General features: G+C 62.0%; 21 protein-coding genes. 6 read left to right on the top strand and 15 right to left on the bottom strand.

Annotation, left to right across the window (positions count from 1 at the left end; genetic code table 11):
• Positions 1-63: 63 nt before the first annotated feature.
• From CP49_RS21445 to CP49_RS21425, 5 genes are all read right to left on the bottom strand, one after another.
• On the bottom strand, positions 64-480 hold the full coding sequence (locus CP49_RS21445; RefSeq protein WP_057852205.1) for a response regulator transcription factor: 417 nt from the start codon (positions 478-480) through the stop codon (positions 64-66).
• 82 nt (positions 481-562) lie between these two features.
• The gene (locus tag CP49_RS21440; RefSeq protein WP_057852179.1) at positions 563-1213 is read right to left on the bottom strand and encodes a response regulator transcription factor; all 651 of its coding nucleotides are present in this window, start codon (positions 1211-1213) and stop codon (positions 563-565) included.
• Positions 1214-1325: 112 nt separating this feature from the next.
• Positions 1326-2300, bottom strand: coding sequence for an alpha/beta hydrolase (locus CP49_RS21435; protein ID WP_057852178.1), 975 nt, complete (start codon positions 2298-2300; stop codon positions 1326-1328).
• Between the two features lie 180 nt (positions 2301-2480).
• A complete protein-coding gene (locus tag CP49_RS21430; RefSeq protein ID WP_082646136.1) occupies positions 2481-5399 on the bottom strand; it encodes an ATP-binding protein in 2919 nt (972 codons plus the stop codon).
• Between the two features lie 131 nt (positions 5400-5530).
• Complete coding sequence (locus tag CP49_RS21425) at positions 5531-6181, bottom strand: response regulator transcription factor (protein ID WP_057852177.1); 651 nt, start codon at positions 6179-6181, stop codon at positions 5531-5533.
• Positions 6182-6623: 442 nt separating this feature from the next.
• Here CP49_RS21425 and CP49_RS21420 point away from each other — a divergent pair, with 442 nt between their 5' ends.
• A complete protein-coding gene (locus CP49_RS21420; RefSeq protein ID WP_057852176.1) occupies positions 6624-7556 on the top strand; it encodes a helix-turn-helix domain-containing protein in 933 nt (310 codons plus the stop codon).
• 19 nt (positions 7557-7575) lie between these two features.
• Here CP49_RS21420 and CP49_RS21415 read toward each other — a convergent pair whose 3' ends face one another.
• The 6 genes from CP49_RS21415 to CP49_RS21390 all read right to left on the bottom strand — a co-directional run bounded on the left by CP49_RS21415 (position 7576) and on the right by CP49_RS21390 (position 13465).
• Positions 7576-8487: a catalase family peroxidase gene (locus CP49_RS21415; RefSeq protein WP_057852175.1), complete on the bottom strand. Its 912-nt coding sequence runs from the start codon at positions 8485-8487 to the stop codon at positions 7576-7578.
• Between the two features lie 176 nt (positions 8488-8663).
• A complete protein-coding gene (locus tag CP49_RS21410) occupies positions 8664-9449 on the bottom strand; it encodes an ABC transporter ATP-binding protein (protein ID WP_057852174.1) in 786 nt (261 codons plus the stop codon).
• Positions 9446-10219: an ABC transporter permease gene (locus CP49_RS21405; protein WP_057852173.1), complete on the bottom strand. Its 774-nt coding sequence runs from the start codon at positions 10217-10219 to the stop codon at positions 9446-9448. The genes CP49_RS21410 and CP49_RS21405 overlap by 4 nt, the downstream gene beginning before the upstream one ends.
• A gap of 91 nt (positions 10220-10310) precedes the next feature.
• Complete coding sequence (locus CP49_RS21400) at positions 10311-11258, bottom strand: ABC transporter substrate-binding protein (RefSeq protein WP_057852172.1); 948 nt, start codon at positions 11256-11258, stop codon at positions 10311-10313.
• A 108-nt stretch (positions 11259-11366) separates the two neighbouring features.
• Positions 11367-12110, bottom strand: coding sequence for a histidine utilization repressor (gene hutC / locus CP49_RS21395; protein ID WP_057852171.1), 744 nt, complete (start codon positions 12108-12110; stop codon positions 11367-11369).
• Positions 12107-13465 carry a formimidoylglutamate deiminase gene (locus CP49_RS21390; protein ID WP_057852170.1) on the bottom strand — a complete coding sequence of 453 codons (1359 nt, stop codon included), beginning with the start codon at positions 13463-13465 and terminating at the stop codon, positions 12107-12109. The genes hutC and CP49_RS21390 overlap by 4 nt, the downstream gene beginning before the upstream one ends.
• A gap of 93 nt (positions 13466-13558) precedes the next feature.
• On the opposite strand from CP49_RS21390, the gene hutI reads away from it, so the two are divergent.
• From hutI to hutU, 3 genes are read left to right on the top strand one after another with little or no spacing between them, the layout of a single operon-like run.
• Positions 13559-14773, top strand: a complete 1215-nt coding sequence (gene hutI, locus CP49_RS21385; protein ID WP_057852169.1) for an imidazolonepropionase — start codon at positions 13559-13561, stop codon at positions 14771-14773.
• Positions 14770-16377, top strand: coding sequence for a histidine ammonia-lyase (hutH, locus tag CP49_RS21380; RefSeq protein WP_057852168.1), 1608 nt, complete (start codon positions 14770-14772; stop codon positions 16375-16377). Before hutI ends, hutH begins: the two co-directional genes overlap by 4 nt.
• Positions 16374-18044: a urocanate hydratase gene (gene hutU, locus CP49_RS21375; protein ID WP_057852167.1), complete on the top strand. Its 1671-nt coding sequence runs from the start codon at positions 16374-16376 to the stop codon at positions 18042-18044. The genes hutH and hutU overlap by 4 nt, the downstream gene beginning before the upstream one ends.
• Positions 18045-18053: 9 nt before the next feature.
• Here the strand turns inward: hutU and upp are convergent, their stop codons facing one another.
• From upp to CP49_RS21360, 3 genes are read right to left on the bottom strand one after another with little or no spacing between them, the layout of a single operon-like run.
• Positions 18054-18683 carry a uracil phosphoribosyltransferase gene (gene upp / locus CP49_RS21370; protein WP_057852166.1) on the bottom strand — a complete coding sequence of 210 codons (630 nt, stop codon included), beginning with the start codon at positions 18681-18683 and terminating at the stop codon, positions 18054-18056.
• Positions 18684-18700: 17 nt separating this feature from the next.
• On the bottom strand, positions 18701-19945 hold the full coding sequence (locus CP49_RS21365) for a URC4/urg3 family protein (protein ID WP_057852203.1): 1245 nt from the start codon (positions 19943-19945) through the stop codon (positions 18701-18703).
• A 14-nt stretch (positions 19946-19959) separates the two neighbouring features.
• Positions 19960-21213 carry a GTP cyclohydrolase II gene (locus CP49_RS21360; protein ID WP_057852165.1) on the bottom strand — a complete coding sequence of 418 codons (1254 nt, stop codon included), beginning with the start codon at positions 21211-21213 and terminating at the stop codon, positions 19960-19962.
• 519 nt (positions 21214-21732) lie between these two features.
• Between CP49_RS21360 and CP49_RS21355 the strand changes: the two genes are divergently transcribed.
• Complete coding sequence (locus tag CP49_RS21355) at positions 21733-22665, top strand: N-carbamoyl-D-amino-acid hydrolase (protein ID WP_057852164.1); 933 nt, start codon at positions 21733-21735, stop codon at positions 22663-22665.
• 81 nt (positions 22666-22746) lie between these two features.
• Here CP49_RS21355 and CP49_RS21350 read toward each other — a convergent pair whose 3' ends face one another.
• Complete coding sequence (locus tag CP49_RS21350; protein ID WP_057852163.1) at positions 22747-23409, bottom strand: aspartate/glutamate racemase family protein; 663 nt, start codon at positions 23407-23409, stop codon at positions 22747-22749.
• Positions 23410-23615: 206 nt separating this feature from the next.
• On the opposite strand from CP49_RS21350, the gene hydA reads away from it, so the two are divergent.
• Positions 23616-25085, top strand: a complete 1470-nt coding sequence (hydA, locus tag CP49_RS21345; protein ID WP_057852162.1) for a dihydropyrimidinase — start codon at positions 23616-23618, stop codon at positions 25083-25085.
• Positions 25086-25112: the final 27 nt, after the last annotated feature.

Genomic DNA, 25112 nt, shown 5'->3' with positions numbered 1-25112 from the left:
TCCATTCCGGGAGGAGACACGGAAGGGTGTTCGTGTCCACCCGTCACGGTCTTGTGGACGGGGCTAGCCATCGCGAGGCGTCTCCCGTCCATCTGCGCCAGGGCAGGAGCCCGCGTGTCTCAGGGCGGACCGCAGATGACGAAGGAGTGCTTCGCTGCTCACCGGCTTGGTCAGAAAGGCATAAGCGCCGCATCTCATGGCACGCAATCGGGTCGCCGGAGTGGTGTCGGCCGTGACGATGATCACCGGCATTGGGGAGCCGATGGTCCGCAGCCGCTGCAACAGGTCGAGCCCGCTATGGCCCGGCATGCTCACATCGGTGATCAGGCAGTCGAACCTGCCCGGGACGTACTCCGCCATGAAGGCCTCCGCTCGATCGAAAGTGCGACACGACAGTTCCAGCACCAGAAGGAGATCGGAAAGGGCCTCTCGCACAGCTTCATCGTCATCTACGATCGCGACTAAAGGCGCTTTGGACAACGGATGACTCTTCGCTTGCACGGCCGGATGGCCGTCTCCCTCGTCTGACCCATTGCTGGCCTGATCGTAACCATCCTTTGGTCTAGGGTGATTTTTCCTCCCGGATCCCCGCAGGCAGCAGTTCCCAGATGCGGATGAGCTGACCGACGGATGTCGCCTGCATCTTCTTCGTTACGCTGCCGCGGTGCAGCTTGACGGTGATCTCGCTGATGCCGAGATCGAAGGCGATCTGCTTGTTGAGGCGGCCCTTTGCCACTTCGCGCAGGACCTCGCGTTCGCGCGGCGTCAACTTCGCGTAGCGGTCGAGATGTTGCTTGATATGCCGGGCCGCGGTTCTCAGCGAAATATCTTTCTCGATCGCCGCCGTAACCGCATCAAGGAGCGTTTGGTCTCTCACCGGCTTTGTCAGGAAATCGGCGGCTCCCGCCTTCATCGCCTGCACCGTCATGGCGATGTCGCCGTGGCCGGTAAGGAAGATGATCGGCCGGGTATTGCCGTTCGAGGCGAGATGCTGCTGCAGATCCAGGCCGCTTGCTCCGGGCATGCGGACATCGAGAATCAGGCAGCCCGGGCGATCCGGAAGGTCTGCGTGCAATAGGTCTTGCGTAGACCCAAAACAGCACGCGTCGATCCCCACCGACAGAAGAAGCTCTTCAAGTGCGGACCGCACCTCTTCGTCGTCGTCTACGATCAAGACGAGAGGGCGGTCCGTATTACCGGCAGCTACGCTCATGGGAAAGCGGGGTGAGGGTGGTAAAGCAAACAAGCCGGCGAATCCAGTTGTACCAACCATTGCTAGCCTCCTTCTGATCGCTTCTGCTCCGTTGTCTGTCGCGGTCGGTCGCCTATTCAAGAATGGACCGGAGAAGGGCGTTGGTCTGCGCAATAGCGCCTCTGGCCGCAGGGGTATCGGCCAGTGCGTTGAGCATGACGAAATCATGAATGGTGCCGTTGTATCTTGTGGAGGTGACGCGCACCCCCGCACGAACCAGTTTGCGCGCGTAGCACTCACCCTCATCACGGAGCACGTCGTTCTCGGCAACGATGATAAGCGTATCCGGAAGGCCAGTCAGCTGGTCGATCGAGGCATTGAGCGGTGCCGCGGTGATCTGCTTGCGCGCGGCGGCGTCCGGAAGATAAGCGTTCCAGAACGATTCCATCGCCCGCTTTGTCAGCCACGGGCCACTTGCGAACGAAGCATAAGACTCGGTGTCGAACATCGAGCTGACGGCGGGATAGAACAGCACCTGCGCATCGATCTTGGGGCCGCGCCGTTCCTTCGCCATGAGCGTGACAGCGGCGGCCATGTTGCCGCCGACGCCGTCGCCAGCGATGGCCAGGCGCGTGGAATCGATCCCTAGATGTTCAGCATGCTCTATCAGGTACTTGGCGACGGCATAGACTTGTTCGATTGCTACCGGATATCTGACCTCCGGCGAGCGATCGTAATCCACGAAAAACAACGCAACGTGTGCACCGACCGCGATTTCGCGAATCAAGCGGTCGTGCGTCTCTTTGCCGCCGAAAGCCCAGCCGCCATGGACATACACCAATGCGGGCAGCGTTTCACTTGCCCTCTCCGGTCGAACGATGCGAATTGGCACCACTCCGGTGCGGCCGGTAGGGACTACCATATCCTCAAAACGCACGGCCGGCTTGCCGATGATGCCTGATTGGATATCCGCCAGAAATCTTCGTGCTTCTTCGGGAGACAGTTTACCCATCGTCGGGCCGTTTGCGATCGCGTCTACAAACTGCTGCGTCAAGGGCTCAAGCAACGCTACGTCGCGAATATTTGCTGGTGCAGCTTTCTCAAGCATCGATATCCATCCGAACGGGACCGCCCGACAGGCATCATGCGCGCTCGTGCGATAAAGCCCTAAACAAACGTTGTGAATTCTCGCAAAGTCCGGGAAGGAGGCGTGAAACCTCCCCATGAAGCATTGTGAATTTCCGTGAAATCTCAGCAGCGGATGTGAAACGGCCTGCGTTGATCTGGGCTAGCGCTGGCCCGAGAGTTCATCCAGCAGACCCTTCGCGATCTTAAGATCGTTGGTTTCGTAGCCCTCGCTGAAACGGCTATAGAGCGGAGCGAGCAGCTCGTACGCTTCGCCGACCCTCCCTTGATCCCGCAGCAGTCGCGCCAGGCTAGTCGTGGTGCGCAGCTCCCATGCGAGAGCCTCCTGCGTTCGGGCCAGCTCAATCGACGCCAGAAAATCTTCCTCGGCCTGACTGGCGTCTCGCTGCAAAGTGACTACACCCTTGATCCGCAACAGCTCCGGACTGCACCAGCGCTCCTCGCTCTGCTCGTTTCGTCCGATCGCTTCATCGATCGCGGTCTTTGCCAGTAGGGCGTCTCCGGCGATCGCCAGCCCCTCGGCCAGGGCGCCCAGGAAGGTCGTGAGATACTGGACGAATCTGGCTCGGCGAAGTTCGTCGATACCAACTTTTAGCTGCTGCAAGCCGGCGGCGAGATTGCCGCGCTTGACCTGCAGTTCTCCTTCGAAGCAGCGCCCATAAGCGCGCCAGATATCAAGCTCGTCGCTGGCTGTCTGATAGAGCAGCATCTTTGTGTAGCGTTCCGCGGCCAACAGATCGCCAGCCATGAGGGCAATCGGACACGCTGCTTGAGCAAGCGCGTTGCAGAGCGAGAGCCTATGATTGATCGAAAGGGCGTCGCTGACGTTATTCTCGACACAGCGTAGCGCCTCAGTCGCGAACCCCTGCAGCCATAGCACTCGTGCGAGCGTGATGCGCGCTGTCACCCCTTGATCGAACTGGAAGCGCACCGCATGTGATCGACGGACGGGAGCTACGTAGTGCGCAAGCATCCGCTCAATGTGCTGTCTTGCACTCGATTGGTTGCCCAGGAAGTGCAGCGACGCACCTGTCAATCGATCGCCGAGCAATCGATCGTTGATATCCGCCGTCTTCTCGGCAACCGAAGAAAACCGCTTCGCGAGTTTCAGAGCTTCGACGAACTCTCCGCGGTTGACTCGCGAAGCCCACATTCCCCAGAGCGCTCGTAAGCGGTAATCAGTGTCGTCCAGGCCTTCCGCGATTTCGAACGCAGTCGCCCACGCCGCTCCCGTGTCTCGGGCCGATGCTGTCGTGTACATCTGCGACCAGGCAACCGCAGCATAGAGATGCATCCGGCGGCGTTCGTCCTTTGTGCTTTCGCCGAGCGTAGCCAGTGCACGCTCGGCCCGGGTGCGACATTCCTCCATCAGCGACATCTCGAACCAAACAGGCACTGCCGCGACCGTCAGCTCTACACCGACGCCAGGATCGCCGCCCGGCGAAAATGCCCAATCAAGTGCGCCGCGAAGGTCGTCGATCTGTGGAGCATACGCAGACAACCATTCGGTAGTGGGCCACGTCTCCCACTCGGCAAGGGCGCGCTCGAACAGGTCAAGCTGGTAGAGCGCGTGTCGCTCCCTCACAGCTTGCGTTTCACCTTCTTCAGTCAGCCGTTTCTGAGCGTAGGCTCGCGCTGTATCAGTCAAGCGATAGTATACGGTCGCGCCTGCCACATCCGCTATGACCAGCGACTTCTCGACAAGGTCGGCAACGACCCCGTCGACCTCGGACGCGATTATTTCGTCGTCTCCGGCGACGGCGCTGGCAGCCTCCATCGTGAAGCGTCCGGCAAAAAGACCCAACCGGCGCATGACGACGCGTTCGACTTCGGAGAGCAGATCGTAGCTCCAATCGAACGCTGCACGAAGCGTCTGATGCCGTGGCAGCGCAGTGCGCCGACCGCGTGTCAACAGATGAAATCGATCGTCCAGGCGACTGGCCACTCCGCGAACCCCAAAGGCGTCAACGCGACACGCAGCAAGCTCGATGGCCAGCGCAATTCCATCGAGCCGCCGGCAGATTTGCGCGACAACTGGGACATCTTCATCCCTGAGTTCGTATCCGCCGGCGCTCGCTGACGCGCGCTCGACAAAGAGTTGTACCGCCGGGTAGCTAAGCGCTTCCATGACTGTTAATCCTGCCTCGACAGGAGCAGTTTCCAGCGGCGGTAGGCGCTGCACGCGCTCATCTTCGGCACGTAGAGGTTCTCGACTGGTGGCAAGGATGTGAACAGCCGGTGCGCCTTTCAAAAGTTCTTCAGCCAACTCCGCGGCCGCCAGCAAGACATGCTCGCAGTTGTCGAGCAGGAGCAGCATCTGTTTGTCCTTTAGAAAGGACGTCAGTGCGGGATATGGATTCTCCGAGCGGATCGGAACACCAAGTACAGAAGCGAGCGCGCTCGGCACAAGCTGGGGATCGTTGAGCGGAGCAAGATCGACAAACCGTCCACCATCTTTGTAAGAGGCTATCAACTGGTCGGCGACCGCCAGAGCAACTGTGGTCTTGCCGATTCCGCCCGGTCCGACGATCGTGATGAAGCGGCCTCGCTGTAGCCTGCTGCTCACCATGGCAACGATATCAGCGCGGCCGATCGGTCGGGTGAGGCGGTCGGGCAAATTGTGCCCTTTATGCGGGGCGGGGAAGGCTTGGGCTGCATCGCCGGTGGACCGTGAAACCGTCGCAACGAAGCGATATCCCCGACCGGGCACCGTAACGATATAATTCTCGCCGGTCCTACCTTCCGCGAGTGTACGCCGCACAGCATTGATCTGAGCCCGAACGTTCGAGTCCTCGACTGTGAGGCCAGGCCACACGCGGGCAATGAGGTCATCTTTGTCGACCACTTCGCCGGCGTGCTCAACCAAGGCTACGAGAATTTCAAAAGCTCGACTTCCGAGCGGAACCGGATTGTCGCCTCGAAGGAGTAGCTGCTGGCGCGGGACAAGGCGGAATGGCCCAAAGGTAAATGTAAGCTCGACGGACGCGCTTGCGTCATCACGTCTGTCAGCTCCCGCCACGGATAAAGGATTATTGCGGTCGCCTCTGATAGCGGGGGCCATTTTTTGGCTCGCCTCGTTGAGAGCGAAGAAAGAAATATTAGCACGCCGTGATGGTCAATGTCACGGTCCATCTCAAGCCAGCCACTGCTTTCGGCGGTTCAGGCATCGTCCGCATTGGTCCATCCTTCGATCTAGGCTGAGTTTTCCTGTTGGATCTCCGCAGGCAGCAATTCCCAGATGCGGATGAGCTGACCGACGGACGTCGCCTGCATCTTCTTCGTCAAATTGCCGCGGTGCAGCTTGACGGTGATCTCGCTGATGCCGAGATCGAACGCGATCTGCTTGTTGAGGCGCCCCTTTGCCACTTCACGCAGGACCTCGCGTTCGCGCGGCGTCAACTTCGCGTAGCGGTCGAGATGTTGCTTGATATGCCGGGCTACGGTTCTCAGCGAAATATCTTTCTCGATCGCCGCCGTAACCGCATCAAGGAGCGTCTGGTCTCTTACCGGCTTTGTCAGGAAATCGGCGGCTCCCGCCTTCATCGCGTGAACGGTCATGGCGATGTCGCCGTGGCCGGTAAGGAAGATGATCGGCCGGGTATTGCCGTTCGAGGCGAGATGCTGCTGCAGATCCAGGCCGCTTGCTCCGGGCATGCGGACATCGAGAATCAGGCAGCCCGGGCGATCCGGAAGGTCTGCGTGCAATAGGTCTTGCGTAGACCCAAAACAGCACGCGTCGATCCCCACCGACAGAAGAAGCTCTTCAAGTGCGGACCGCACCTCCTCGTCATCGTCCACGATCAAGACGAGAGGCCGGTCCACATTATCGGCAGCGATGCTCATGGGAATGCGGGATAAGGGCGGTAAGGCGGATGAGCCGGCGAGTGCAGTGATACCAAGCATTGCGTAGCCTCCTGATCGCTTCTGCTCCGTGTCTGCAGCGGTCGCTCGCTGGGGTTCGAGCGTTCGGTGTGCGTTCTAAACTCCGTGCAAGTACGGCGTCTTTCCTAAAGCCGCTGTCCTTTGTCGGAACCTGCTCCAAGCGCGCAATTGTGATGCGTACTGCCTGGTCACCGCGGACGCGCGACCGAGCGATCCAGCGGCCAGATCGTTTTGAAATCGCTACAAAAATCGTTTTGATGCGATTGGCTCGATTGCTGTCACAACAGCTTCGCGTATCACGAGCAAGTCTGGACGATCGCTCGCCGATTTCCGATAATGTGCGGTGACCTCACACGGCGACGATGATCTGCCTCGTCCGATTCCAATCATGAGACCAACCCAGATGACACAGGCAGGCGCCTTCGGACAGAGGCTCGGAAAATTCCTGCACCTGAAGGATGCACCGCCGTCGCTGATCACGCGTTCATTGCGCGGCGTTGAACTCGCGGTTACCGAAACACGCGATGATAACCCTGTGCCGGGTCTGTCCGGCTCGTTCACTGCCGAGGATGCCTTTGTCGTCAGCCTGAAACTTCGCGAGTTCCCGGACTGCGAGCTCTGGGAGAACGGCAAGTGCGTGATGAAGGCGGATGTCCCGGCGGGCGCAACATATCTGTACGATCTCAAGCGCGATCCGCGCTATGTGATCGACAAGCCGTTCCACTCCCTGTTTTTCTATCTGCCGCGCTCGGCGCTCGACGGCCTCACCGAACAGTCCCGCAAGCCGCGCGTGGGAGAGCTCGCCTGCGAGCTCGGCGTTGGCCATGACGATGCGATCGTCCGTCATATCGGCTCATCGCTCCAGGCCGGGCTGCGTCGGCCGGACGAGACCAATCAGCTTTTCATCGATCACATGATGCTCGCGCTCACCGCGCATGTCGCCCAGGCCTATGGCGGGTTTCGGCCCGGCACCGAACCGACCCGCGGCGGTCTCGCGCCGTGGCAGGCGAGGCGCGCCTGCGAAAAACTCGAGTCCGACCTCGGCGGAAAGCTTTCACTGCAACAGATCGCGGCTGAGTTCGGCCTCTCGGTCAGCCATTTTTCACGCGCATTTCGCGTTTCCACCGGCCTGCCGCCCCATCAGTGGCTTCTTCAGCAGCGTGTGAAAGCGGCCAAGCAATTGATGACAGTCCGCGACCTGCCGCTGTCCGAGATCGCGATGTCGGCCGGCTTCGCCAATCAAAGCCACTTTACGCGGGTGTTTTCGGCCATGGTCGGCGTCAGCCCGGGCGTTTGGCGCCGCGAAGCGCAGGGCATTTCGGAAGGCGAGACCTGATCCAGGCAATGCCGGGCGATTAGCGACGTTTCGCCAGTGAGATGGCGTAGGCGTCGCGGCGCGCCGCAAAGATCTCGTCGGGCGGATGACCGATGCCTTCGGCGAGATTGGCCGGATCAAAGATGGACACGTCGCACACCTCGTTTGCTTCAATACCGGTGATGACGATCGTTCCCAGTCGTATCGCTTCACGATGATCCTCATCCGGCCACCGGATAGTCACGTCCATGGTGGGATCGCCGGGACAGTCGAGCAGCGCCATCACGTTGAACCGGACATCGCCTGCAGCGATCCGGGTTTCGAGATCATCGTGCAGGAAGTCGACAGGCTTCGCCTCGGCCTCGTCCTTGGTCAGCGCGACTTCTCCGCCAACCGGAACGATCTTGAACTTGATGAACCGCGTTTCGCCTTTCGCATTCGTTGCGGGAAAGGCGTGCACTCCCCAATAGATGATATCGGCAAAACTCCGGGGCGGCGGGTGCGCAGCGATGTAGTTTGTCTGATGAAGTGTTTCGGGATTGGTGGCGGAGAATGCCCTGACTTTCCTCATGTTCGGCTTGCCGCCCGGCCCCGGCATGCGCGCCTTGAGGTAAGCCAGCATCTGGTCGAGTGTCCGCGCAAAATGCACCGGCGCGCTTTGCACGAGAATGTCCGAACGATGGCCATCACCGCCGAGCCTGAAGCTGAAGCCGCGAAGCACGAATTTGTCGGGATCGCCGCCGCCCAGCGAGAAGCGGGCCAGCACTCGTGATGGTCTTGTAAAGCTGCGGGATTTCGTAATCTCCGCTGCCCGATCAGACGCGGCATAGGTTCCGCGAACGCATCGGCCCCTGGCGAAGCTCGGCCGCACCTTCGGTGGATTGCCGGCTACCGCTTTCAGGGCTTCGATGATGGAGGCGGGCGTGGCGGCGTCGGTCGAGAACCTGGACATGGTGAAATCTTGGGCGTGAGCATTTGATGCTTGTTTAGGCACCGGACAGGTGCCGCGTCTTTCCCAAAACGGCCATGCCTTGTCCGATTCCGCTCTACGCACCCGCTTTCCGGCTCATTCACCCTAGACCACGGGATTAGAAACACGAGCCAGATCCAGGCTCGCGCGAGCGGCCGTCAGGCGTCAACCGCAACCTTCAATGCCTCGGCCCGGATTTCCTCGACGAGCCGTTCCTTCAGCCTGACGAATTCAGGCGCGGTTTTGATCTTGTAGGATCGCGGGTGGGGCAGATCGATCGCGATCTCGGCCTTGATGCGACCGGGGCGGGCGCTCATGACGATGACGCGGCTGCCGAGGAAAATCGCTTCCTCGATATCATGGGTGACGAACAGCACGGTCTTCTGGTCGCGTTCCCAGATGCCGAGCAGCATTTCCTGCATCAGCACACGGGTTTGATTATCCAGCGCCCCGAAGGGTTCGTCGAGCAACAGGATCTTAGGATCGTTGGCAAGCGCGCGGGCGATCGCCGTGCGTTGCTGCATGCCGCCGGAGAGCTGCTTCGGCCAGTGGTTTTCGAAGCCGGATAAGCCGACCCGATGGATGTACCCATCGGCGATCTTGCCGCGATCCGTCTCGGATATCCCGCGCTCGCGCAGGCCGAACGCGATGTTTTCGCGCACCGTCAACCATGGGAACAGTGTGTACGATTGAAACACCATGCCGCGATCCGCGCCGGGTCCCGCGACCTCGTGCTCGTCCAGAATGACGCGGCCGCTTGTCGGCCGATCAAGCCCGGCGATGATCCGGAGCAGCGTGGATTTTCCGCAGCCCGACGGGCCGAGGATGGTGACGAAGTCGTTGTTGCCGACGCTGAGATTGGTCGGCTCCAGCGCCCGCGTCGGCGCATTGCCCTGGCGCGCGGGGAAAATGCGGGAGACCTGATCGATCTTCAGCTCGGTCATGCCAATTTCCACGGAAACAGCCAGGCGTTGAAGGCCTTGAACAGGAAGTCCGACACCAGCCCGATTAGCCCGATGACGATGATGCCGAAGATGATCTGGCCGGTGTTGAGCAGGGCCTGGCTGTCGGTGATCATGTGCCCGATGCCCGACGATGAACCGATGAGTTCGGCGACGATGACATAGGTCCACGCCCAACCCAGAACGAGCCGAAGGATTTCCGCGATCTCGGGGGCGGAGGAGGGCAGCAGCACGCGGCGGATGATGCCGCTGTCGCCGGCTCCCAGCGTGTAGGCTGCTTCAACGAGGTCGCGCCTGGTATTCCCGACATTCACGGCGATCATCAGGATAATCTGGAATACCGAGCCGATGAAAATCACCAACAGCTTCTGTAGCTCTCCGATGCCCGCCCACAGGATCAACAGCGGGATGAAGGCCGAGGCCGGCAGGTAACGGGCAAACGAGACGAACGGCTCCAGAAACGCCTCGATCGGTTTGTAGGCGCCCATCAGAACGCCGAGCGGCACCGCGATGACGGCCGCCAGCGCAAAGCCGCCGACAACCCGCCAGATCGTCATGCCGATATCGAACAGGAAGCCGTGCTTGGTCAGGAGTTCAAAGCCCTCCTGCAGCATGGTCAGGGGGTTCGCGAGAAACGTTTTCGACACGTAGCCGCCAAAAGTTGCCCATGCCCACAGGGCTACGAACAGGACGAAGAACGCAAAGCCGTAGGCTGCGCGTTGCTTCGACGTCACGGGATCCAGGGGACGCATCACAGGGCATATTCCTCAAAGCGGTGCGCTGATCGCGGAAAGCCCCGCATCCACATGTGTGGAAGCGGGACCAGCGCGGCGCCGAGCGAACCTACTTGATGAAGCTCGTGTCAACGAGGTCTTCGATTTTCGGAATCGATTTGATGATGCCGATCTCGAGCAACAGGTCTGCGGCTTCCTTTGTAAAGGCCTGGAACTCGCCCGCGAAGAACTTCTGGTTCGCGGCCTTGTCCTGCCAGCGCAGATATTTTGCCGAATTGCCGAATTGCTCGGCAGACTGCTTCACGTCGGAACCCATGATCTCGTAGGATTTTGCCTGGTCCTTTTCGATCAGCGCGACAGCCTCGAAATAGCTGTCAGCCAGCGCTTTCGCGGCCTTCGGATTGTCGGTCAGGAATTTCGGCGTGCAGCCGAACGTGTCCATGATCATCGGGTAGTCGAGCGTGGTGGCGATGATCTTTCCCTTGTCCGGCGCCGCGCGCACCGTCGAGAGATAAGGCTCATAGGTCATGGCGGCATCGTTCTGGCCGGCCACGAATGCCTGCGCGGCAGCGGCGGGCTCCAGATTCACGACGGTGACGTCCTTGACCGAGAGGCCGTTCTTCTTGAGCATCCATGCCAGGGTGAAATAGGGCGCGGTGCCGGGCGCGGACGCCGCGACCGTCTTGCCCTTCAGATCCTTGATCGACGCGACATCGTTTCGCGTAGCCATGCCGTCGGCGCCGTAGCTCTTGTCGAGCTGGAAGATCTGCTTGGTAGCAACACCATTGGCATTCCAGGATATCCAGGTTTCGACCGTGGTTGCCGCGCATTGGATGTCACCCGAGGCGATCGCCAGGTGTCGATCCTTCTGCGGAATCTTCTTGATCGTCACATCAAGACCGTTCTTCTTGAAGATGCCCGCCTGGTTTGCGAGCGTGAGCGGTGCAAAGCCGGTCCAGCCCGAAATGCCGATGCCGACCTTCACGTCCTGTGCGACGGCTGGCGCGGATACTAGAAGAGCGGCGGCGGTTGCGGCGAATATTCTATAACTAAGCATGATTGTCTTCCTTCTGCCGGGTGTATGGATTGGGTCCTGTTCATCCTACTGCTGCATGAATTATAGCTGCATAAACTGTGCCGGACTTTGTTTGCATCGATATCCCTCTCAGCCGCCCTTGAAGCGGGCAACCAGTTTGTGGGACTCGCCTGGATAGACGAGGCGCACGGCGGTGAGCGTCCGTGCGCTGCGCCAGGTGTGCCGGTCGATCACGAGGCAGGGTGCGCCGCTCGCGATATCCAGCGCCGCTGCAGTCTGGCTATCGGCCACGATCGCGCTGATCGAATGTTCTGCTTCCGTCCACGGGACATGGTGGAGCAGCCACGTGCCGGGCGGTTCGATCGCAAAATCCGCCGTGGCGGCTTCGGGCACCGCGTCGAGATCGATGAGCCTGTCCTCGATCGCGAACGGCACGCCGTCAGCGCTGTGACGGCATGAGATCGCGATCACCTTGCCGGCTTTCTGTACTCCAAGACGCGCACGGTCGGCGGCGTTGGCTGCTCGCCGCGAACACTGGATCAACTGGTAACCGTAGCTGCGGCCGAGCGTGGTGATCTCCGCGCGGATGTCCGGAATCGTCAGGACTGCTGACAGGAATTTGGGACGCCGCACAAATGTGCCGGCCCGCCGCCGCCGCTCGATGAGATCGGCTTGCGCCAGTTCCGATAGCGCCTTGCTCACAGTCATTCGCGAGCAGCCATAGCGCGTCATTAGTTGGTGCTCGAACGGGATGCGATGACCCGGCGGCCACTCACCGGTCAGGATGCGGCGCTCGATGTCGAGCCGGATCTGCTTGTACAGCGTCGGCTTGTCGGCTGCCTGGAATTTGTCGCGATCGACCGAGAGGCTCATGCCACCAGCCTCCGCACGGTTGCGTTGAATGCGTCGCGCGCTTTTTGCCTGAGCCGGTGGCGCCCACCCTCGACGACTTTGTTTCCGCCCGCCCACACACATGCGACGGCACCCGAGCCCGCTGCAAAAATCCAGCCGTCGAGGACGGTATCCCCGCGACGCCCGGCGAGTGAGGGGTGCGCGGTGTCGAGGGTTACGATATCAGCGCGTGCGCCTGGCTGGAGCCCGGCAATCGGCTGCACGAGTGCCTGGGCGCCGCCAGCCAGCGCAGCGTCGAACAGCGCTCGGCCGGTCGAAACGCCGGGGCCGCCGGACAACACGTTGCGCTCCCGGTGCTTTAACCGCTGGCCATATTCGAGCTGACGCAGTTCATCGGCCACGCCGACCAGGACATTGGAATCTGTGCCGACGCCGAACCGGCCGCCTGCGTCAAGGAATTCGCGGGTTGCGAAAATGCCGTCGCCGAGGCTTGCCTCGGTAATCGGGCAGAGGCCTGCGACGGCGCCGCTCCTGGCAAGCGCGGCGACCTCCGTTGCGGTGGTATGGGTCGCATGGATCAGGCACCAGCGCCGGTCGACGGGTGCATGTTCGAGCAGCCACTCGACCGGCCGCCGGCCCGACCAGGCGATGCATTCCTCGACTTCCCTGATCTGTTCGGCGGCGTGAATATGAACCGGCCTGCCTTCGGCGAGTGGTACGATTGTCGTCAATTCGTCCGGCGTCACGGCCCGCAGGCTGTGCGGGGCGATACCGAGATTGGCCCCAGGCAATTCGCGGATGGCCACCTCCGTCGCGGCAATCAGCTTGGCAAACTGGTCGACCGAGCAGATGAACCGGCGCTGGCCGGCATGCGGTGCGGCCCCGCCAAAGGAGCTGTGCGCGTAAAAACTCGGCAGCAGGGTAAGCCCGATGCCGGTGTTCTCGGCGGCACGCGCAATTCGCGTCGCCATCTCGGCAGGATTGGCATAGGGCCTGCCATCGCGGTCGTGATGGAGATAGTGGAATTCCCCGACGCGCGTGTAGCCTTGCTCGAGCATCTCGACATAGAGCAGCGTTGCGACGGCTTCCGTGTCTTCGGGGGTCATGTCCAGCGCGAAGCGATACATCGTCTCGCGCCATGTCCAGAACGTATCCGCGGTGTTGCCGCGCGTTTCGGCGAGGCCGGCCATGCCACGCTGAAACGCGTGACTGTGCAGGCTCGCTATTCCCGGGATGGCCAACTGGTGGCGTTCATCGTGCGCGCCCGGCGCTGCGCCGACCGTTACCTTCGTAATGGTTCCATCGGTCACAACCACCTGCACGTCGTCAGCCCATCCGGAGGGAAGCAGCGCTGATCCGAAATGCAGAGTGGACATGTTTCCAAACCGGGTGGACAGAACACCAACACAGGAATATGTATAGACATATTGATACCCCCGTCAAGTTTCTGCCCTTGAGGGAAATGCTGCATGGCCGAACGCTTCGATCGAATCTGGCATAATGCCCGGCTCGCCACCGTTCGGGGTGATCTGCCCGGTCTCGGCGTGATTGAGCGTGGCGTGATAGCCGCGCGGGATGGCCGCATCGCCTTTGCAGGCAGCCGGTCCGACTTTCCATCTGACGCCGATGCGGCCGAACGGATCGATTGTAGCGGGCGGTGGATCACGCCAGGACTGATCGATTGTCATACCCATTTGGTTTTCGGCGGAAACCGCGCCCACGAGTTCGAGCTGCGGCTGCAGGGAGCAAGCTACGAAGAGATCGCGCGCGCGGGCGGGGGCATTGTCTCGACGGTCGCCGCGACGCGGGCATCCAGTGAGGCTGAACTCGTTGCCGGGGCGCTGCCGCGGCTCGATGCCCTGATCGGCGAGGGCGTGACCACGATCGAGATCAAGTCCGGCTACGGACTCAACACGGAAACCGAGCTGCGCCAGCTATCGGCTGCGCGCTCACTGGGCCGCAACCGGCCGGTCAGCATCCGGACGTCGTTTCTTGGCGCGCACGCACTGCCGCCAGAGGCCGGTGGCGACAAGGATCGATACATCGACCTTGTTTGTCGCGAGATGCTTCCGGCGGTGGCGCATGCCGGCCTTGCAGACGCAGTCGACGCCTTCATGGAAGGCATCGCTTTTTCGGCAGATCAAACGGCACGGGTGTTTCGTGCGGCAAAGACGCTCGGACTGCCGGTCAAATTGCACGCGGACCAGTTGTCGAACCTCGGCGGAGCGGCGCTTGCTTCGGAATTCTCGGCCTTGTCCGCCGACCATCTGGAGCACACGGATGAGGCCGGCGTCGCGGGGATGGCGCGGGCAGGTACGGTAGCCGTGCTCTTGCCGGGCGCGTTCTATTTCATTCGCGAGACGATGAAGCCGCCGGTCGAGCTGTTCCGTGCCCACGGCGTGAACATGGCGCTGGCAACCGACTGCAATCCCGGCAGCTCGCCGCTGACGTCACTTCTGCTGGCCATGAATATGGGCGCGACGCTGTTCCGGATGACGGTTGCCGAATGCCTCGCCGGCGTTACGCGGGAAGGCGCGCGGGCGCTGGGAGTTCTCGGTGAGACCGGCACGCTCGAGGCCGGCAAATATTGTGATCTCGCGATCTGGGATATCGACCGGCCCGCCGAGCTGATTTACCGGATGGGTTTCAACCCGCTGCACCGCCGGGTGTGGAGGGGAAAATGAGCGGCCTCGACGCATCCATCGTCGTTTCGCCGGGAAGGGTCAGCCTCGACGATCTGGCGCAGGTGCTTGCCGGCGCGGCCGTCGTGCTCGATCCAACGTTCTGGCCGCGCGTCGAGGCGGCGTCGGCCATTGTTGCGCAGGCAGCCGATGCGCAAGCGCCGGTTTACGGTATCAATACCGGGTTCGGAAAACTGGCGTCGAAGCGAATTCCTCCCGACCAGACCGCAGTGCTGCAGCGCAACCTCATTGTGTCGCATTGCTGCGGGGTAGGGGCACCGACGCCCGAACCGATCGTGCGTCTGATGATGGCGCTGAAGATCATCTCATTGGGGCGAGGTGCTTCGGGCGTTCGCCGCGACATCATCGAACAACTCCAGGCCATGCTGGTGCACGGCGTTTGTCCGCTGGTGCCGCAGCAGGGATCGGTCGGGGCATCCGGTGATCTGGCACCGCTTGCGCATATGACCGCCGTCATGATCGGCGAGGGGCAGGCGCTTGTCGGCGGAAAAATTGTGCCGGGCCGCGATGCGCTGGCCGCGGCCAATCTCGCGCCGATCACCCTCGGGCCGAAGGAAGGCCTCGCTTTGATCAACGGTACGCAGTTTTCGACGGCCTATGCCATTTCCGGCTTGCTGCGCGCCTATGGCCTTCTCTGCACCACGCTGGTGACAGGCGCCTTGTCGGTCGACGCGGCCATGGCTTCGACAGCCCCGTTCCGCCCGGAGATCCAGCAACTGCGGGGGCATGACGGACAAGTCGCGGCCGGCGTCGCCCTGACGACGCTGCTGGAAGGCAGCGACATCCGCATGTCGCATCTCGAAGGCGACGAGCGCGTGCAGGATCCCTATTGCCTGCGCTGTCAGCCGCAGGTGGCCGGCGCCGCGCTTGACCTGTTGATGCAAGCCGCCCGGACGCTGACGATCGAGGCCAACGCCGTCACGGATAATCCGCTGGTGCTGGTTGAGAGCGGCGAGATCGTCTCGGGTGGGAATTTTCACGCCGAGCCGGTCGCATTCGCAGCCGACCAGATCGCATTGGCGTTATCAGAGATCGGCGCGATCAGCGAGCGGCGCATTGCTACCCTCGTCGACCCCGCGCTGAATTTTGGCCTGCCGCCGTTTCTGACGCCTGATCCCGGTCTCAACTCCGGCTTTATGATTGCGGAGGTGACGGCGGCAGCCCTCTATGCCGAGAACAAGCAACGCGCTGCGGCCTGCTCGATCGATTCGACGCCGACCAGCGCCAACCAGGAAGATCACGTGTCGATGGCCGCGCATGCGGCGCGCCGTTTGTCTGATATGGCGGACAACCTTGCCGCCATTCTCGGCATCGAGCTGCTGGTTGCGGCGCAAGGCATCGGGTTGCGCGCGCCGCATACGACCAGCCCTGCGCTTGCGGCGGTCATTGCCGTGTTGCGCGAGCAGGTGCCGGCGCTAGGTGGCGATCGCTATATGGCCGACGATATCGCAAAGGCAACGGCGCTGGTCGCAGCCGGCACATTGCCGGCTGCCGCGACTTCGGTGCTCAAGAAAAACCCGTTTCCAAGATTTGCCGAGACAAGACTTGCCGAGACAAGATTTGCCGAGAGAGGTCATCTGTCATGAACCGCCGACTGGACAACGACCGTACGATCCGCGCGCCCCGCGGGTCCGAGATCAGTGCCAAGAGCTGGTTGACGGAAGCACCGCTCCGGATGCTGATGAACAATCTCGATCCTGATGTTGCCGAACGGCCGAGCGAGCTTGTCGTCTATGGCGGAATTGGCCGCGCTGCCCGCGACTGGGACAGCTTTGACCGGATCGTCGCCTCGTTGCGCAAGCTCGAGGCCGACCAGACGCTGGTGGTGCAGTCGGGCAAGCCGGTCGGAATTTTCCGTACCCATCCTGATGCACCGCGCGTGCTGATCGCGAATTCGAACCTGGTGCCGCACTGGGCGACGCTCGATCACTTCAACGAACTGGACAAGCAGGGGTTGATGATGTTCGGGCAGATGACGGCCGGATCATGGATTTACATCGGCAGCCAGGGCATCGTGCAGGGGACATACGAAACATTCGTCGAAGTGGGGCGGCGTCATTACGGCGGAAGCCTCGCGGGCAAGTGGATCCTGACCGCGGGTCTCGGCGGCATGGGTGGCGCCCAACCCCTTGCTGCGACGATGGCCGGTGCGTCGATGCTTGCGATCGAGTGCCAGCCGAGCCGCATCGAGATGCGGCTGCGCACCGGCTATCTCGACCGGCAGGCCAGCACACTGGATGAGGCGCTCGCGATCATGGCGCAGGCGGCGCAGGATAGGGAACCGGTCTCGGTCGGCCTGCTCGGCAATGCCGCCGATATTTTTCCCGAGCTGGTGCGTCGCGGCGTCAGGCCGGACATTGTCACCGACCAGACCAGCGCGCACGACCCGATCAACGGTTACCTGCCGAAGGGATGGACGCTTGCGGAGTGGGAGTTAAGACGCAACGCCGACCCGAAAGCGGTCGAAGTCGCGGCCAAGACCTCCATGGTCGGCCACGTCCAGGCCATGCTGGATTTCCACGCTCAAGGTATTCCCACGCTCGACTATGGCAACAACATTCGCCAGATGGCGAAGGATATGGGATTGAAAAACGCGTTCGACTTCCCAGGCTTTGTTCCGGCCTACATCCGTCCGCTGTTCTGCCGCGGCGTCGGACCATTCCGGTGGGCGGCGCTCTCAGGAGATCCCGAAGACATCTTCCGCACCGACGCCAAGGTCAAGGAGCTGATGCCGGACGACAAGCATCTTCACAACTGGCTCGACATGGCGAAGGCGCGGATCAAGTTCCAGGGACTGCCGGCGCGGATCTGCTGGGTCGGCCTTGGCGATCGCCACCGGCTGGGCCTGGCTTTCAATGAAATGGTGGCGAGCGGCGAACTTAAGGCGCCAATCGTCATCGGTCGCGATCATCTTGACAGCGGCTCGGTTGCGAGCCCGAACCGCGAAACCGAAGCGATGCGCGATGGTTCGGATGCGGTGTCCGACTGGCCGCTGCTCAATGCGCTGATCAACTGTGCCAGCGGGGCGACGTGGGTTTCGCTGCATCACGGCGGAGGCGTCGGGATCGGCTATTCGCAGCACGCCGGCATGGTAATTGTCGCCGACGGAACGCCGGAGGCTGCGCGCCGCATCGAGCGGGTGCTTTGGAACGATCCGGCGACAGGGGTCATGCGTCATGCCGACGCGGGCTACGAAACTGCGATCGAGTGCGCCCGGGCCAACGGGCTCGATCTGCCCGGTCTGGCGCTGTAGCGCGCCAACCTACTTCGTGCCGTAGGTGCGGTCGCCGGCGTCGCCGAGACCCGGCACGATGTAGGCATTGCCGTCCAGGCCCTGGTCGATCGCCGCGAGCCAGATCGGAACGTCCGGGTGAATGCCGCGCATCCGTTCAACGCCTTCCGGCGCGCCGATCAGGCAGACCAGTCGAATGTCGTTAGCCCCGCGCTCTTTCAGCCGGTCGACCGCGGCAACGGCGGAGTTCGCCGTCGCCAGTACCGGCGAGATCACGATCACCAGCCGCTCGTGCAGATCGCTCGGCGCCTTGAAGAAATATTCCACCGCAGTGAAGGTTTCCGGTTCGCGGTAGAGGCCGATATGCGCGATCCGCGCAGTCGGCACCAGATCGAGCATGCCGTCGGCAAAGGTCACGCCGGCACGCAGCACCGGCGCGAACACCAGCTTCTTGCCTGCGATCTGCGGCGACTTCATATGTGCAAGCGGCGTTTCGATTTCGATATCGGCCAGCGGCAGGTCACGGGTGACCTCGTAACAAAGCAGCATCCCGATCTCCTTGAGGAGTTCGCGAAACGACTTGGTTGAAATGTCCTTCTTCCGCAGGAGCGTCAGCTTGTGTTGCACCAGCGGGTGACTAACGATCGTAACGCCATCCATTTTCTCTGACCTCGGATCTAGAAAACCGTACCGTCGCTGACGACTTTCACCGGAGGCGACGCGTCGGCGCGGCGTTCGCGTGCCAGCCGTCGGCCCGCAGCCCACGTGCCGCCCTCGAGAATTTTCGCCAGCGGCATCGACGTCGCATCGTGTCCAAGCCGTTGCCGCAGACCATCAGCAACGCGGTCGAGCAGCGCCACTGTCAGCGCACGCCATTCCACGACAAGCTGTGACGATACCTCGTGTTCTTGCTGCACCGCCTCTGCATCGCGAAACACCAGCACGCCGGTATCGACGAACAGCCCGCCATTGCGATATTCGGCAAGGCCGGTCAGGCCATCGATATCGGTTACGCTGATGCCGGATGTTTGCAGCGGCTCGATGAGAGAATAGGCGAGCCATTGCGAGAGCTTGTGCAGTGGCACCAGGCCACTGGTCGCATCCGCGGTCGTCAGCGCCGGATGCTGCCAGCAGTCGCCGAGCGCGATCCCGCCCAGTGTCAGCCGCGATGGCCAGATCGGCCCGAGCTGTTGCAGCAATTCCGTCAAAATCGTCGGCGCGGGCAGCTTTCCACCTTCTGCCAGCATCGCAAGCCGGTCGAACAGGCCGCCGGGCCGCGGCGTGTCGCGGCTGCCGAATATTTCCGGTTTCGAGGCCACCAGCCGGCCCAGGCGACGCAAGAGGTCGGCGCGTCCGTCCATCCCGACCAGCGGATTGATATCCGAGACCTGCATGCCGCGCTCGAGGTCGGCAACGCCAAGATTCGTGAGGGCATCGGCATCGACGCGCAAGGGCTCGAGGGGCGTAGACGAGAATGCGCCGCCCGTGAACATCGCAAGGCTGGCCAGCCCCAATCCTTCCGAGCGGCCGATGGCTGATCCGGTTTTCGGATCGTGGTAGCGCCACGATGGACCGGCGCCGGCATCGAGGAAGACGCTGACGATGGCCAGATCGAATTCAGCCCGGGCGCGGGCCGCGCGATCGGGCCAATCGGCCCGGTCGGCGACAGCAGTCCATCGATTATCCCCGTCGGTGACGAAGTGCCGCCAGCGCGAATGAAACGGCACCTCGAACGACGGATAGGCGTTACGCGTCGTTTCCAGCACCAGATCGATGGCGCCGTCCATGCGATCGAGGTCGATGCGGAAGTTCGGAAGCTTGCCTTCGAGGCCGATCGCGAGCATGCGGTGCGCGCGCTCGCGGACCGCCTTCGCGCTTAACAGCGTCAAAGCGGCTGACGTCTCCGGATTTGCAAGGGGCACGGCCGCCGCCTCTCTCAATATTTTTCGAGCGGACGGCCGACCGAGTTGATCAAATCCTCCTGTAGCGGTTCGGGCGTGTAGTAACCCGCGGCCTTCTTTGCCGCGATTTCCACATGCGCGTCGGCAGGCACAAGATCATCGGGAATCGGCACGCGCTCGACGATTTCGATGCCCTGACCGGTCAGCGCATCGTGCTTCATGTCGCTCATGGAAACGAAGCGGTCGATACGCTTCAAGCCGAGCCAGTGCACCACATCCGGCATAAGCTGCTGGAATCGGGCGTCCTGCACGCCGGCGACACATTCGGTGCGCTCGAAATACTGGGCCGCGGCATCGCCGCCTTCCTGGCGCTTGCGGGCGTTATAGACCAGAAATTTCGTGACCTCGCCGAGCGCGCGGCCTTCCTTGCGATTGTAGATGATGATGCCGAGCCCGCCGCCTTGGCCTGCGCGCGCGCATTCCTCGATGCCGTGAATCAGGTACGGACGGCAGGTGCAGATATCCGAACCAAACACGTCGGAGCCGTTGCATTCGTCATGCACACGGCAGGTTATCCTGGTGGAGTGGTCCGGCAGTTTGGTAACGTCGCCGAACAGATAGGCTGTCGTGCCGCCGATCGGCGGCAGAAAGACCTGCAGGTCGGGCCGTGTCACCAGTTCCGGAAACATGCCCGCGGTCTGCTCGAACAATTGCCGGCGCAGATTGTTTTCGGTGGTGGCGAAGCGCGCTGCCAGGCCGGGCAGATGCCAGACCGGATCGATCGCAATCTTGACCACGGAGACGCTGCCATTCTTGTGCACGACCTCGCCATCCTGCTTGAGCCGTCCGGCTTCGACCGCGGCTTGCAGTTCGGGCAGATCAAGTCGGGCGCGCGTGATGGCAATGCTCGGACGGATGTCGATGCCTTCGGCGATCTCGCTCGCGAAGTTTTCCGCGGCGAGATGCCCCCATGGATCGAGCGAGACGATCCGCTGCGGCTCGGTCCATTGCGGAAACGGTCCGATCGTCTCGGCAGGGTGGGTATTGGTCAGATCCGGGCGCCTGAGCGGGTCGAGTGCGCCGGATGAGACGGCAAGCGCGCGATAGACCGAATAGGAGCCGCCATGCGTACCGATCACGTTGCGGTCCGCCGGGCGTGACACCGTGCCAATCACCGGCCCGCGTTCGCGCGCGCTGGGTGCGCCCCAGGCGATCGGAAATTTAAGCTTGGCACCCGGTGCCGGGTGCGACGTAATGCGAATATGATCAATCCGATTGGAACGAGTCATAGCCACGAACCCTGAAACGGCGACGGCCCGCCTAAACAGACGGGCCTTGTCACCAATAATTAAATCTCAGCAGCGGTTGCGGCTGAGACAGTAGTATAATCAGATTTCGAGTGAGCACAACGGCCATTTGAACGCGGCCCGCTGGGGCCACCTCGGCCGTTAACCCTTTCAGAGCAGAGGGGCGCTGCTGGTTCTGGCGCGGCCGTGGGTGGTAACTGAAAACGAGATCGGGAAGCGGGGACCGCATTTGTCGTGCGCCTGACGTATGCGATCGGGCACGCTCGATAACCCGTCGTTTCGTTGTCCAGGCGATCGTCGCCGCATCAGAACTGCCGCTCGCGGGTGGCGAGCAGAAACGCAGAACTGACGTGCGTCACGCGGACTGTCTCCGGAATTGACTTCGTGTGAACCAAAACTTTAACTGCTGACTTCGATTGAGCCGGACAAGAATCCGAGCTCCGAGGCTGCTTCATTTTCATGCAAGCGCCGCCTCAAATGGAAGCATCCAGAAAGTTATCCATGCGCGTCATCAATGTTGCCGCCGCCCAGTTGGGTCCGATCCAGAAAGCCGACAGCCGCGAAGCCGTCGTCAAGCGCATGATCGCGCTGATGGATGAAGCCAAGGCGAGAGGCGCTGATCTGATCGTCTATCCGGAGCTCGCCCTCACCACGTTCTTTCCGCGCTGGTACATGGAGGATCAGGCCGAGGTCGACAAATGGTTCGAACGCGAGATGCCGAATGCCGCGACAAGGCCGTTGTTCGAGCGGGCCGCGCATCACAAGATCGCAATGAATTTTGGCTATGCCGAACTGACGCCGGATGGGCATCATTTCAACACCTGCATCCTCACCGAAAAATCCGGAAAAATTGTCGGCAAATACCGCAAGGTTCATCTGCCCGGTCATTCGGAGTTCGACACGAAACGCGCGTTCCAGCATCTGGAGAAGCGTTACTTCGAGCCGGGCGATCTCGGGTTCAACGTCTGGCGCGCGCTCGGCGGCATCTTCGGTATGGCCGTCTGCAACGATCGGCGCTGGCCGGAGACCTATCGCGTGATGGGCCTGCAAGGCGTCGAGATGGTGCTGATCGGTTACAATACGCCCTCGGTCAATGCCGAGAAGCCCGAGGAGGGGCCCGAGAAACGTTTGTTCCACAACCGGCTCTCCGCGCAGGCCGGCGCCTACCAGAACTCGACCTGGGTTGTGTGCGTTGCAAAGGCCGGCGTCGAGGACGACCACCCCTTGATCGGCGGCAGCCTGATTGTCGATCCGGACGGCGAGATCGTCGTCGAGGCCAAGACCGAGGAGGACGAACTCCTGATTCACCCTTGCGATCTCGACGCCACCATCTTCGGCAAGAACACGATCTTCAATTTTGCGCGCCACCGCCGCGTTGAGCATTATGGCCTGATTACCGGCCGCACCGGCGCGGTGCCGCCTCCGGAAGACTAGATGTTCGGCATCTCTTTGCGCGAACTTGACCCGCACGACCGATACAAGTTGCTGCGTGGGATCGTCGTGCCGCGGCCGCAGTCAGTGATGCGAGAACTGCACCGTGCCGAGCGCCATGGTCACGGCCGCCTGAGTCGGGTCGATCACGGGAATCCCGAGCGCCTGCTCCAGCGGCCGGCGGTGGCGCGCCATGCCGGCACAGCCCATCACGATGGCACCGGATCCGTCTTCGTCTTTGAGTGCGCGTCCGACCTCGATCATCTTCGCGAGCGTGCCTTCGCCCGACGCTGTCTCCGCCACGCTCATGTTGAGCGGCCGCTCCCTGGTCAGGCGATCCATCAGGCCCATCTGCCTGAGGTAACGGACGTGACGGCGAATCGAGCGCTGCGCGATCGCAATGACGCCGAAAGTTTCAGCGCGCGCCAGCGCCGTCAGCACGCCGCATTCGGCGATACCGAACACGGGTCGGTCGGTTGCTTCGCGGCAGACATGCAGGCCCGGATCGCTGTAGCAGGCGATGACGAAGGCGGCCGAATGGTTGTCGCCTTCGACGAGGCGGCGCAGCGGCATCGCAACGCCATCGACGTCGGCCTGGCTCTCGATCCCGTAGGGACCCTCGGTCAGCGTTTCGCAGACGATCTCGGGTCCGCCTTCAAAGTCGAGCGGCTTTAAGGCTTGCGCCAGCCCTTGTGTCACGAGCTGGTTGGAGTTGGGATTGATGACGAGAATGCGTGGCCGGGACATGGCATTTTCCTGCGGTATGACGCGTCGGTCGATACGGCGAGACTGGCGCGCAACAAGATGGCAATGGAAGCAATGACCATGCCATCCAGCGATGCATGGTCCACTGTCTGCCGCGAAAGCGCAAGGGAGGGTAACGGCACGATCTGTGCTTTCATCCGGTGAATGCAGGACTTAGGATTCAGGACTCAATAGTTGAGGAGCTTGCCATGACCGAGCCCGCTTATGACCTTCTCATTCGCGGCGGACGCGTCGCGACTGCAAGTGACGTGTTCGAGGCCGACGTCGCCATTTCCGGCGAGACGATCGCCGCCGTCGGCCGCGGCCTGCCGGGCGCTCGGCGGGAGATCGACGCGCGAGGCAAGCTGGTGCTGCCCGGCGGCGTCGACAGCCACGCCCATATCGAGCAGCTCTCGGCCGCTGGCATCATGAATGCCGATACGTTCGAGAGCGCAACCGTCTCGGCAGCCTTCGGCGGCACCACTACCGTGATCCCGTTCGCGGCCCAGCACGTTGGCATGAAACTGCAGCAGGTGCTGGAGGAGTATCACGCGCTCGCGAGAAAGGGCGCTGTCATTGATTATGCCTTTCACATGATCATAGCCGATCCGACCAGGGAAACGCTGGAAGTGGATCTGCCCGCGCTGATCAAGCAGGGCCATGGCTCGATCAAGATCTTCATGACCTATGATCGTCTGAAAATCGACGACGAACCGCTGCTCGACATTCTGCTTGCGGCGCGCGACGGCGGCGCGATGCTCTGTGCGCATGCCGAGAACCACGGCATCATCTCCTGGATGGTGAAGCGGCTGCTGGCGCGCGGCTATACCGATCCAAAATATCATGCCATCAGCCATGCCCGCATCTCCGAAGCGGAAGCCTTCAACCGGCTTATCGGCATGGCGGCATTGATCGACCAGCCGATCATGATCTTTCACGTGTCGACAGCCGAAGGCGCCAAGGTGATCCGCGATGCGCGCGGGCAGGGCCTGAAAGTGTTCGCGGAGACCTGCCCGCAATATCTTTTTCTCACCGCCGATGATCTCGACAAGCCCGGCGTGGAAGGCGCCAAATGGATGTGCAGCCCGCCGCCGCGCCGTGCAGCCGATCAGGAAGCGCTGTGGCAGGCGCTTGCCCTCGGCGATCTCCAGACCGTTTCGTCCGATCATGCGCCGTACCGGTTCGACGAAACGGGCAAACTGCGCGCCGGCCCCAATCCCAATTTCAAGCAGGTGGCGAACGGTCTGCCTGGCCTCGAAGTCCGCTTGCCGCTGCTATTCGATGCCATGGTTTCGAAGGGCCGATTGGGCCTCGAAAAATTCGTCGAACTGACCGCGACCGCACCGGCAAAGATCTACAATCTGCATCCGCGCAAGGGCTCGATCGCAGTCGGCGCCGATGCCGACATCGCGATCTGGGACCCGCAGCGCGAGGTCACGCTGAGCGATGCGATGATGCACGACTTCGCCGGTTACACGCCGTTTACCGGCCGCAAACTGCGCGGCTGGCCGGTCACGGTGCTATCGCGCGGGCGCGTCATCGTGGCAGACGGCAAACGTTCGGTCGAAGCGGGCTCGGGGCGTTTCCTCGCACGCACGGGAGGCGAGGCGGCGAAACCGACCGGGCGCCTGCTGCCGGACATGGATCCCGAGCAGAACTTTGGCGCGACCCTGCTGTGATCCATCCGCCGCAATGTCGGATCGAGC

The sequence above is a fragment of the Bradyrhizobium valentinum genome (assembly GCF_001440405.1).
Lineage (GTDB): Bacteria > Pseudomonadota > Alphaproteobacteria > Rhizobiales > Xanthobacteraceae > Bradyrhizobium > Bradyrhizobium valentinum.
Note: the sequence above shows the minus strand (reverse complement) of the source record. Positions and strands in the feature narration are given on the sequence as shown.